We start from the raw sequence: 12558 nt of genomic DNA on the forward strand, positions 1-12558 counted from the left end.
CCTATTGCTTGCACAAATGATTAATACGTTGAGCGATGGCGTGACTGTCAAGCACATGACTGGCGCACCCCGCCTGAATAAGTTCTTTCGGCATCCCAAATACGGTTGCAGTTGCTTCACTCTCCGCAATGGTTACAGCGCCTCTGCTGTAGGCCTTAGACATGGCAGCCACGCCATCGCACCCCATGCCGGTGAGCTGTACGCACAGCATATTTTTGGCATCGAAACACCCCAGCGCCGACTCGACCATGCGATCCACACTGGGATGCCAGAGAAAATTCGGACTGGCCGGGATGGGTCTGACAAATACCGTGTTCTGGTTTTTCACGAACGACAGGTCTGCATCCCCTTTTGCGATATATACTTTGCCGGTCTCCACCGGCATACGGCTGCTGACTTCCACCACTTCAAGAGGGCATAAATCATTCAGCCGTTTCGCCAGTGCGGCGGTAAACGCTTTTGGCATATGCTGCGCCACGACTACCGGGCAGGGAAAGCTGGCCGGTAACTGAGACAAAATCTGCTCAAGTTTGCGCGGGCCACCGGTGGATACACCAATCATCACCACCTGAACCTTGCCATTTTTTACCGGCGCTGCCGTTGCTTTTACCGCAGCCGTTTGCTGTTGCGTGTGCACGGGCTTTGACGGAGCTGCCGTTCGCCTGACGCTTGCGGTAAGGGCTTCAATTTTGGAAATCAGCTCATCTTCAATATCGCTGATATCCGCACTGACCGTGCCGCCGGGCTTCAAGACAAAGTCAGCCGCTCCCAGTGCCAGCGCTTCCAGTGTCACCAGCGCACCTTTCTGCGTCAGCGATGACAGCATCAGCACAGGGCACTGGTGAAACTTCCTTAGCAGGCTAAGGCAAGTCAGACCGTCCATCACCGGCATGTTGATATCTAAAGTAATCACATCAGGTTTAAAAGCCGCTGATTTCGTCAGTGCTTCCTCGCCATCGCGGGCTGAGTCAACCTGATAGCCCCGTGCAGTGAAAACCTGTGTGAACAGTTTCCGCATCAAGGCAGAGTCATCTACCACTAATACTTTGACTGCCATCTTCCCGTTAACCCCCGTTTACTTTTGCAATATCGTTGTCGTTCAGCAGTACCGACGGCTCGATGAGCTGAATGATGCGTTGCTCTTTATTGAGTTTAATGAGCTTGTTTAACAGCTCGGTTTGCTCATCAGACAGTGAAGGCGCATCTTCGATAGAATCGGTAATGACAGTTTTAACTTCTGCCACGCCATCCACAATAAAGCCGGTTTTTTGCTTATTGCGGGTAAGCACCACAATACGCTGGCGGTCGGTGGCTTCCGCTTTGGGTAATCCCAATCGCGTGCGTAAATCAATCACAGGCAGTACCGTGCCCCGCAGATTGACAATGCCTTGCAGGTAGTCCGGTGTATTAGGCACGCTTTCCAACTTGTCGGGAATGCGTGTTATTTCCTGGGTATCTTCGATGCTGACCCCGTACTCCTGACCGGCAATGGAGAAGATCACGTATTGGGCATAGTCTTCTTCGGTCAGCACCCCTTCGTCCTGATTAGCCATATCAGAAACCTCATCTTGTAAATCAACCTGGCTCAGCGCCTGGCTTAGCGAGCGTTGGAAAACGCTGTGCAAGTTAACGATAGAAATGAGTCGTTTGGTGCCTTCCACACGGTACACGGCTTCCAGCGCACCATCGGTATATCCGTCGTTACACATCGACGGAACAGGCTCCAGCGCCGACGGCGATATACTCACCACATTACTGACTTTTGCTACCACAAAGCCCACAGCAGACTGGCTGCTGTCGCTGCAGTTAACAATGATGATGCGGGTAGCATCGTTCATTTCGCAGGGCTGCATGCCAAGGTTCATAGCCAGATCGACGATGGGAATAATTCGTCCCCGCAGATTTACCAGCCCCAGTACCGAAGGATTACTGTCGGGTAAGGCAGATATGTCGTCGGGAACGCGCACAATCTCACCCACATCATGGAGATAAAAAGCAAATTCTTGTCCGGCTATGGAAAAACAAACCAGTTGTTGCAAATCATCTTCGGCTTCGCTGTTAATGTCTTGCGAACCGGTGCGGTTTTGCTGCAGTTGCAGGCCGGAACCATCTTTTTTATGGCTGACGGTTAACTGTGACTGCACCAGGTTTTCAACATTAAGGATCTGCTCCAGCGGTTCGTTCTTTTGCTTAATCAACCCTTGCAGGTAGTCATAAGAAATTGACGAGTCGCCTTGTTTGTCATTAACCACGGTGTCTTTCGGTACACTGTAAACACGGTTTACTTTGTCGACCAGAAAGCCCGTCATACCAAGTGTTGACTCCACAACGACAACACGGGATGTTTCAGTTTGTTCCGCTGAACACGACAACAAAATAGCCCGTAAATCGTAAACCGGCAGTACGTTACCCCGCAGGTTTGCCAGTCCCATCATCTGGTGGGGCCCCAGCGGAACCCCAACCATCACGGGAACACGAATAATTTCGCCAACAGACTGCATCGGAAATGCAAATTTCTCTTTTCCAATCTGAAAAGAAACAAACTGCAGCTCAGTGTCTGTTGCGGTAATTTCCTGAGTTTCCATTTCTTGCATGGTCTCACCTCACCTTTAACTCTGAATCAACCGGCCTTAGCTGTTTTGCATTTCATCAGCGACAGAGGAGATTTCCTCGATAGAGCGGGCCAGGATTTCAACGCCTTTGGTCTGCTGCTCTGCGGCAGACAATGCCTGCTGACAGTTACTGCTGGCCTGTTCATTCGCTGCGGCAATTTGCTCCAGGCCTTTTTGAGCCTGCGCTACAGCAGCAGCAATTTCTTCACCGGCTTGCTGCATTTCTTTGTTGTAAGAAAGTACTTCAGCCATATCTTTGGCAATACCGGCGATGTCCTCAGTGGTTTGCTTCGCTTTTTGCACCTCACGGTAAGCGCTCTCTGCCACGTTGGTCAGGTCAGTTTTCACGTTTTGTGTCTGATCCTGAATGGCTTTGATGAGATCTTTAATTTGTTCAACATTCTCAGCGGCCTCATCGGCAAGGCTTTGAATATCGGCAGATACCACAGCAAAACCTTTACCGTATTCACCCGCCCGGGCCGCTTCCACAGCACCGTTAACGGCAAGCATGCTGGTTTTCACCGACACGGTGGTGATGGTGTCGATAACTTTGTCGATAGTGCGGGTCATTGATTCCATATCAGTAATGGCTGATACGTTCAGTTTGCTGGTTTCCAGTGCGGTATTGATGCCTTCCACCATTTCTTCGATAAGTGCACGGTTCTCTTTCAGCAGTTCTGTTATCGCCTCGCCACGGGTAAGCGCGTTTTCAGACTGAGCAGAGGCTTCCGCTACACCATCCCGGAGGGTATCGATATTACTCACCGCCTGGTCAACTGCCGACGCTGCCTGTTGCGCACCGTTGTTAATCTGATTCAGTGCCGTGGATATTTCTGTGGTTGACCGGCTGATTTCCTCCATGCTTGCAGATAACTCTTCTGCCGAGGACGCCACTTCTTCCGCGCTTTTATTGATGTCGGTGCTGTTTTTCAGCTCTTCAGTGATAATTTCCAGAGACTGGGCAGCCTGCTCAGCTTGTGACAACGCGCTGCTTTGTTCAGATACGTTACTGGACACTTCCTGAGCAGCAGATGACTGCTCGTCGGCAGCACAGGAAATGGCTTCAGACCCTGCCTGGATTTCTTTAGCGGCATTGTCCATTTCACGGATTTTGGTTTGCAGCGTTTCAGAGCCGGTAGCAATTATCTGCATATCTTCCTTAATTTTGGCCAGCTGACTGGTTACCGCTTCGCCTTTTGTCACTTCTTCGAGCGCCGCTTCCGATGATTGTTTCACTGCATCAGAAACTTGATTTGACTGCTGCTGAATTTGCTCGATTTGCATGGCGATATCGGCAGCGCTCTTATCCGATACTTCAGCCAAAGCCCGTACGGTATCGGCCACTACCGCAAAGCCTTTACCGTGCTTACCGGCGCGTCCGGCTTCGATTGCAGCATTTAATGCAAGTAAGTTGGTCTGGTCGGCAATGCGGGTAACTTGTTTAACGGCTTCACCAATATTGGATGCTTGCTGCTCCAGCTCGCTCATCATGACTACAGAGCGTGACTGGTGTTCAGAAGCTGTTTTTACGCTGTCCATCATATTGCCGAGGTTGCCCATAACACGGTCAACGAAGGTTTGAAGCAGATTGGTTTTATCCAGGGTCTGTCCGGATAGCGTAAGCTGTGATACCAGTGAAGAAGAAATCTGGGTAATTGCCGCCAGACTCTCCTGACTTGCACTGCTGGACTCTTCTGCACCAGCGGCAATTTCGTTGATAGCAGTGCCTAACTGGTCGGTCGCGCTGGCAGACTGACTGATGCCACTGGCCAGTTCAGCCGTCGCCGTCGCTACCCGTTCGGCAGCTTATTGTTGTCTGGCGAGGGTGCGGGCTTTTCTTCGCTGCTCTTCTGCCTCTCTGCGTAGTTTCGCGTCAACTCTTACGGCCGGTGTGGCCGGGCTGGCCTCAGTGCTTTTTTTCAGTGCCATGGAAAACCTCGGAATTTACTATGAATGAACGATTGCTTAACAGCGCGTTTAGTAAAGGTTTAGAGCAGGCAGAAAAAATTTAGGTATAAAACAGGATACCTTGGTATGGGAGGGAATCTGGTTGTGGGGGGATCTCCCCATAAGTGCATCTTTGTCGCCTTATACACAAATGTCACAACAAGTACATTTAGGTATAAGATCTCAATGACTTAGCGGGCACCTGAGAAGACCGTACGCAGCGGAATATCTGTCAATCTAGCCTTTTGGCGTAGTCAGATTATAATACCGAAGTTTTTTTGTATTTATTTCAAACATTAAATGGCTGTAATGAAATAACAGGTTATAAATGCGAGAAACCCCGGCTTTTCATGGCCGGGGTTTCTGATTTGAAAGCAAACGCTGACTAAGTTCAGCCCTGAAGCTTTTCTATGATCGCTACATTCGCCGCGGGAAAATCTTCGGGCTTCAGTGCAGAAAGCTTAAGCCACTTGCCCTGTTGTCCTTCCAGACCGGCAGGTTCACCGGCAAAGTCTGTTACCGTGTGAACATCAAGCAGTACCCGCTTATCTCCATAATCGTGACCGATAACAGTCAGTGGCTGACTGGTTTGTATATCAATACCAATCTCTTCCTTAAGCTCACGGGCCAGTGCCTGAGTCACCGTTTCGCCGGCATCCACTTTACCACCGGGAAATTCCCATTTACCGCCCTGATGTTTGTCGTCGGGCCGCTTACAGATATAAACAAGCCCGTCACGAAGTACTACACCTACGGCTACATGCACTTCTTTCATTAAGACAGTTTACCGTGGCACTGTTTATATTTTTTACCTGAACCGCAAGGACACGGGTCGTTACGGCCTACTTTAGGCCCCTGACGCATTTCAGAGCGGATGCCTGTCTGGCCATCGGCCTCCGGCGCCTGTTCCGGTGCCTCTTCATGGTTAAAGTTCTTAGGCACATCGTCAGCCTGACGACGCTGCTCTTCCACCTTTTCCACGTCAGATTCAGCTTTTACCTGCACACGGCTCAAGATGGTGATGACTTCCACTTTCAAAGCTTCAAGCATACCCGAAAACAGTTCAAAGGATTCACGCTTATATTCCTGCTTAGGATTCTTCTGGGCGTAACCACGCAGGTGAATACCCTGACGAAGGTGGTCCATAGCGGCCAGATGCTCTTTCCAGTGACTGTCGAGGTTCTGCAGCATGATCGCTTTTTCAAACTGACGCAGTACATCCGGGCCTACAGCATTTTCTTTTTCCTGATAAGCGCCTTCGATTTCTGTCAGAACACGCTCACGGAGTTTTTCTTCGTACAACTTGTCATCGCTATCAAGCCATTTCTGCACAGGCAGGTCGACTTTAAAGTCTGCTTTAAGTCGCTCCTCCAGGCCCGGCACATCCCACATTTCTTCCAGTGACTGGGGAGGAATGTACTCATCAACTACGCCATTCACCACGTCTACACGAATTGCTTTAATTGTTTCGCTGATATCGCCTTCGTCCAGCAGTTCATTACGCTGCTCGTAAATGACCTTACGCTGATCGTTAGCCACGTCATCGTATTCCAGCAACTGCTTACGGATATCGAAGTTACGGCCTTCCACCTTACGCTGGGCGTTTTCAATTGCGCGGGTTACCCACGGGTGCTCAATGGCTTCGCCATGCTCCATGCCCAGACGCTTCATCATGCCAGCCATTTTCTCAGACGCGAAGATACGCATCAGTGCATCATCCAGCGACAGGTAGAAACGGCTGGAACCGGGATCGCCCTGTCGGCCGGCACGACCACGTAACTGGTTGTCAATACGGCGTGATTCGTGACGCTCGGTACCAATGATATGCAAACCACCGGCATCGAGTACTTGCTGATGCAGCGCTTCCCACTCATCTTTCAGTTTCTTAAGTTGCGCTTCAGTGGGGTTTTCCAGTTTCTCAGCTTCGGCTTTCCAGTTACCGCCAAGCACAATATCGGTACCACGACCGGCCATATTAGTCGCTATGGTGACAGCGCCGGGACGGCCGGCCTGAGCGATAATATCCGCTTCCTGTTCGTGGAACTTGGCGTTCAGCACTTTGTGCGGCACTTTTTCTTTCTTCAGAAAGCGGGACAGCAGTTCAGAGTTTTCGATAGACACCGTACCGACCAGTACCGGCTGACCTTTTTTCACTGCAACACGGATGTCTGCCACAATGGCGTCGTATTTTTCCTGTGCAGTCAGATAAATCAGGTCGGCCATATCTTTACGGGCCATTGGACGGTTGGTCGGAATAACCACGGTTTCCAGTCCGTAAATAGACTGGAATTCAAATGCTTCGGTATCGGCAGTACCGGTCATACCGGCAAGTTTGTCGTATAAACGGAAATAGTTCTGGAAGGTAATCGATGCCAGAGTCTGGTTCTCGTTCTGGATCTTCACGCCTTCTTTGGCTTCTACCGCCTGGTGCAGGCCCTCAGACCAGCGACGGCCTTCCATTGTGCGGCCCGTGTGCTCATCAACAATGACGATTTGATCGTCTTTTACGATGTAATCCACATCTTTCTGGAATAACTTGTGGGCACGCAATGCGGCATTGATATGGTGAAGCAGGGAAATATTACCGGCAGCAAACAGAGATTCACCTTCCGGCAGAATACCGTTACGTTGCAGTATTTCTTCAACGTGGATTTGACCCCGTTCAGTCAGGTGAATCTGACGGGCTTTTTCATCAACGGTGTAATCGCCGTCGCCTTCCTGCCCTTCTTCGTCTTCTTTTTCCTGCTGTACCAGTTCAGGGATCACTGTATTAATTGCTCTGTACAGGTGAGAGCTGTCCTCGGCTGCACCGGAAATAATAAGCGGCGTTCTTGCCTCATCGATAAGAATAGAGTCAACCTCATCCACTACCGCGTAGTGCAGCGGGCGCTGAACGCGATCCTGCGGGCTGAAGGCCATATTGTCACGGAGGTAATCGAAACCGAATTCGTTGTTTGTTCCGTAAGTAACGTCTGCGTTGTAAGCCTCACGCTTCATATCCGGTGACATGCCGGGCACATTACACCCTACCGTCATGCCTAAGAATTCAAACAACTCGCGGGACCAGTCGGCATCACGGCGGGCCAGGTAATCGTTCACGGTAATAACGTGTACACCTTTAGCGGTCAGTGCATTCAGGTAAGTGGGTAAGGTCGCGGTAAGGGTTTTACCTTCACCGGTACGCATTTCTGCAATTTTACCAGTGTGCAGTACCATACCACCAATCATCTGTACGTCGAAGTGACGCATACCGTAAACGCGCTTACTGGCTTCACGTACGGTGGCAAAGGCATCGTTAAGGATATCTTCCGGGGTTTCACCTTTTTCCAAACGTGCTCTGAGTTCGGCAGTTTTCGCCTTTAGTTGCTCATCGCTTAACGCTTCGTATTCCTTTTCCAATGCGTTGATGGCATCGACGTTCTTTTTTAGTTTTTTTATGAGACGGTCGTTACGGCTACCGAATACTTTCCTCAGGATGCTTGCAAACATTTGGTTGATGATTCCACTACTTTTTTACGAGTTCCGGCATCCCGGTGGGCTCGTAGATTTAAAATAAATGACGCCGCGCACATCATGTGCATGGTTGTCACCCTATCTGTTTGTGCTGGTTTACCGGAGTAAACCTTTTCTGGCTGCTGCTTAACGTCTTTTGGTAACGTACGGCAGAGGATCGATTTGTTGCCCGTTTCTTATTACTTCGTAGTGAACATGAGCACCTGTGGAGCGGCCCGTACTACCCATCACTGCGATAGTCTGACCTTTTGTTACAACGTCACCGATAGCAACCGACAGTGCCTGGTTGTGCCCGTACCGGGTCACCATCCCATCACCATGATCGATTTCTATCAGTAAGCCATAACCGTGACGTTCTCCTGCCCAGGTCACGATGCCTGCAGCAGTGGAAACAACGTCATCACCAGATTTACCCGCAAAGTCCAGCCCTTTGTGCATTGCTGGATTGCCGGTAAAAGGATCTGCGCGCATGCCGTAATAAGAAGACAACCATCCCGACGCTATTGGCCGGCCAGATAATTGACTCTGTTCATGGATATGATGCCCCCGGACAAGACTTTCAAGCATCGCCAGCTGCTGTTTTTTCGCAGACACAGTCTGCTGTAAAGCGGCGATTTGTTCCATCAGGGGTTCATTATCCACGTCTTTTGGCGAAGAGCCGGGGTCAAAGGCGTCTAAATCTTCTGCCTTCATCCCAAATTCAGCGGCAATTAATTTGCCTTTTTCATCAAGTTGCGACACCGTCGCATCCATTTCAGCGAGACGCTCTGCCAGAATTTGTAATTGCTGACGCGTGCTGGCAGCCAGTGCATCAACTTCTGCACCTCCTGCCTCATTAGCGGTCTGAGCAAGCTTAATTCTGGCAATATCTTCGGAAACGGAATCAGTGGAACGGCTGGAAACTAACATGAATAACGACGAGAGTACGGTAAAACTCACCAGTGTTCTCACACTGATGCTTTTCCTGTATCGCTTCTGCTTACCAATAAAGGTTATCGTTAGTTTCATCGGGCACTCTTAATAAAATCCGGACTAGTTTACCGCTGTTAATGCAAATGAACAAACCACAATCAGATACTCAGTGCGTTTTTTTCATACCCCGTAAGACAAGGTAAGCAGAATTGACGACAAAATACACGGAGTATGGCTACTTTCTTTCCCGTAACGGAAAAATATTATTCTTCAGGTTACTCACCGCCGCGAGAATATGCGGTGAACCTTCCATGTGGAAACGGTTACTGTTAACCAGCATTTCCGGCTTCTGTTTAATGACTTTTTCCGGTAAATCTTCTGCCACAGGTTGCTGCGGCTGTAACTGAAGCCAGCCTTCTTTTCCGCTGCGCTTTACCATGTACATTGCTTTATCAGCCAGGATAAGAGTATGTGACCACGTCCAGCCGGCTTCCCCGCCGGGCGGGTGATAACACACGCCAACAGAACAGGTAGGCGGCGCGCTGAGCCGTTGTTGATGAGGCCAGCGCGTCAGCTCCATAGAACACATCAGGCGTCCGATAAATTCACTTACGGAAATGCCTGCATCCAGCACAATCAAAAACTCTTCGCCGCCCCAGCGGATAACGTGATCGGCACTGCGCGTTTCCCTGCGCAAAATATCTGCGAATTTAACCAGAATATCGTCTCCGACAGCATGCCCTAATTCGTCGTTCAGGACTTTGAAATTATCGATATCGAGAATGATACAAAATACCCCCCGTTGCTGGCGGGCGGCCTTTGCAAGGATTTTATCGATAAAGGTATCGAGATAGCGGCGGTTATTTAGCCGTGTCAGGGAGTCGGTCAGGCTTGCCTGCTGCAATTGTTCGTTGGCTTCAGCCAGCTGCTTGTTTGCTTTATCAAGCTCCGCAGTGCGCGCGGTTACCATGGCCTCCAGTTGCAGTCTGGCGCGCTCCAGTCTGCGGGTTCTGATGTGGTATACCGCCCAGAAAGCGAGGACAGCGAGCAACACAAATACCAGTCGCATCCATTGCTGTTCGTACCAGAACGGCGGCATGGAAAAACGGAAAAAGGCAGGCTCTCCCCAGGCATTCCACTCTTTCAGACGGGCTTCCACTTCAAATGTGTAATCACCCGGGGGTAAATTCGTGTAAAACGCTTCCCGCCTGTTTCCGGCGTTGATCCAGTCAAGGTCGTATCCGTTGAGGCGATAACGGAATTCCAGTGCACTGTTACGGTAAAATCGGGGGCTGGTGTAATTGATCTGAAGATTCCGCTCCCCCTCAGGGAGTAAAGCCCCCGACTTTGTCACGGATTCACCCTGCACAATGATTTCATCGACTACCGGCACCAGTCCTCTGCGGTTATTCGCACTCAGAGTTAAATCAATGGTTGCCACTCCGTTGAGTGTGGGCAGATAAAGTATATTGCCGTCAACAAGACCTTTCGCATTCCCCGCGCCGTTACAGCAGCGGATCCCGTCAGTGTCGGACTCCGGGCCATAGTCGTCCACAAGCATAGACACCTCCACCGGCGCACCGGCTTCAAGTGAATGCTTACTTATCTGATACACACCTTTCAGGCTGGAAATGACCAGATTGTCGTCTTGTTCAGCCATAAACATCACGCCGGATGCCGGTAGCTGACGTTCATCCGGCCAGTACCAGCCTGACTGCTGCTGAACCGCAAAGCCGGACTGAAAAGTCCCGACCAGCATACGGCCGTCTTTGAGTTGTCCGATATAGGCAATTGACACTGTGTTGAGAATGTCATCATTGACAGGCATCTGCTCACCCTTCCCGTTCAGGTGAATAAGGCCGCCGGTGGTGCCCCCCCAGATATCGCCAGTGTTGTCTGCAAACACAAAGCGGGTATTACCAATCTCGTCACCGTTACTGAGCGAAACTTTTTGCAGCGTTTCCTGATCCCAGCGAAACAATCCGCCTGTAGAGGCCACCAGCACATCGCCGCCAGGAAACTCTTCAATGCCATTAATTTGCATGCCGTCGAGTTGCGGGAATTTCTGCAAAACCTGGTAGTTTTCATCAAGGTGCACAAGGCCGCCGCGGGTTCCCAGCCATAGCGTATTGTCTGCGGCCGCTAATATTGAATACACCACGTGATTAGGCAACCTGGCATCCTGTATCAGGGGCGTGAATTGATGATCTTTGAGCAGATAGAGCCCGGCATTCGTGCCGGCAAGGATCCCGTCCCCCTGCTTGCCAAAAGTCCAGACATAGGGTTCATCAAGCCCGGCTTTTTTACCCAGACTGGCTGTTCCGTCATAGCGCAAACGCTGCAGACCGTGAGTGCGGCTTCCAAACCAAAGGTTGCCCGCTCTGTCTTCGAAGGCAGACACAAACCAGGGAGACGTTCTGCCTTTAATTTCGGTAACTTCTTCTACCAGAGTATGGCCGGTAAGTTGAAGAAGACGTTGCTTACCGCCTATCCAGAGGTTGCCCTTACTGTCAGCAAATAACATCTCAATAGGATCGTTAATTACGCCGGACGTAGTTTCATACGCCCTGAGTTTGTCACTGTCGCTGGCAATGAAAAGACCTTCAGACGTCCCCACCAGAAGCTGTCCGCGATACTGCGCAAGGTGAATAATGTGTGCGCCGGATGGCAGCACGCTTGCGGGCACTGACTGGCTGATGTGTTGCCCGTCCAGATAACTCAGTCCGGTACTTGAGCCAATCCAGAGGCGATGTTGATCTGTGGCGAGGGTTCGGATATGCCCGGCTTCCCCTGCTATGCGGTTTACATGGTCACCCTTTGCTGAGACCCGGAAAAGTCCGTCTCCGGCAGCGTAAAGATATCCGTTAAACCAGACAATATCGTTAATTGCTCCCAGAGACTTCCCGTCGAGCAGCACTTCTTCTATTTGCCCGTCTTCCATTTTTAGCAAATGATTTGATGTACCGACAAACAACCTGTCATCCGGTGTCACAAAGACTTTTCGCAGGATAGGATCGGAGAACAGCGGAGATGTTCTGCCATCGAAGATACGGAACCGGTTGCCATCAAACCTCGCCAGTCCTCCCTCTGTGGCTACCCATATAAAGCCGGTATTGTCCTCAGCAATACTGATGGCAGAGACCTGAGGCATATTGTTTCGGGTATCCCAGATACGCTGATGATACTGACTGTAAGGAATAGTCGCCGGCGCTTCTTTAGCGACCGGAGCTGCAATTACGTCCGCAGGGAAAAGAAACAGAAACACCAATGCAAAAAAAAACAGTAAAGCTGGCAGGCAGCGGACAAATACCGGCTTAATCCCGCCTTGATGCGTTGAAAGAATAGCGGGACAACCCTGAGTGCTCATAGGCAGTGTTCATTCCCCGAAAGTAAAAAAATGAATTGCGCGTACAACAGATCGTTGCCTGTTTATATGGAGAGTTTACCACTAAGGATAGTTCACTTCCCTTTGAAGTGATTAATCTTTTGGACAGTTTTGGTATTAAAAATTTACATCAGGTACAAAAATGTATGGTCCGCCTCGTTATTGCAACAGTAAATGTCGATAACGGGG

General features: G+C 50.3%; 8 protein-coding genes. All 8 read right to left on the reverse strand.

Annotated features, from left to right (window positions below; genetic code table 11):
• Nucleotide 1: 1 nt before the first annotated feature.
• On the reverse strand, nucleotides 2-1057 hold the full coding sequence (gene cheB, locus AC4PME_RS04180; protein ID WP_491045008.1) for a chemotaxis-specific protein-glutamate methyltransferase CheB: 1056 nt from the start codon (nucleotides 1055-1057) through the stop codon (nucleotides 2-4).
• A gap of 7 nt (nucleotides 1058-1064) precedes the next feature.
• Nucleotides 1065-2594 (reverse strand): chemotaxis protein CheW, encoded by a 1530-nt coding sequence (locus AC4PME_RS04185; protein WP_491045009.1) that lies wholly within the window; start codon nucleotides 2592-2594, stop codon nucleotides 1065-1067.
• Nucleotides 2595-2630: 36 nt separating this feature from the next.
• A complete protein-coding gene (locus tag AC4PME_RS04190) occupies nucleotides 2631-4172 on the reverse strand; it encodes a methyl-accepting chemotaxis protein (RefSeq protein WP_491045010.1) in 1542 nt (513 codons plus the stop codon).
• Between the two features lie 246 nt (nucleotides 4173-4418).
• Entirely contained in the window at nucleotides 4419-4541 is a 123-nt protein-coding gene (locus tag AC4PME_RS04195; protein ID WP_491045011.1) for a hypothetical protein, read from the reverse strand.
• A gap of 409 nt (nucleotides 4542-4950) precedes the next feature.
• The gene (gene mutT, locus AC4PME_RS04200; protein ID WP_491045012.1) at nucleotides 4951-5334 is read right to left on the reverse strand and encodes an 8-oxo-dGTP diphosphatase MutT; all 384 of its coding nucleotides are present in this window, start codon (nucleotides 5332-5334) and stop codon (nucleotides 4951-4953) included.
• Entirely contained in the window at nucleotides 5334-8048 is a 2715-nt protein-coding gene (gene secA, locus AC4PME_RS04205; protein WP_491045013.1) for a preprotein translocase subunit SecA, read from the reverse strand. Before secA ends, mutT begins: the two co-directional genes overlap by 1 nt.
• 150 nt (nucleotides 8049-8198) lie before the next feature.
• Entirely contained in the window at nucleotides 8199-9080 is an 882-nt protein-coding gene (locus tag AC4PME_RS04210) for a M23 family metallopeptidase (protein ID WP_491045014.1), read from the reverse strand.
• Nucleotides 9081-9219: 139 nt separating this feature from the next.
• On the reverse strand, nucleotides 9220-12351 hold the full coding sequence (locus AC4PME_RS04215) for a ligand-binding sensor domain-containing protein (RefSeq protein ID WP_491045015.1): 3132 nt from the start codon (nucleotides 12349-12351) through the stop codon (nucleotides 9220-9222).
• Nucleotides 12352-12558 lie beyond the last annotated feature (207 nt).

It is taken from the genome of Alteromonas sp. (assembly GCF_984505615.1).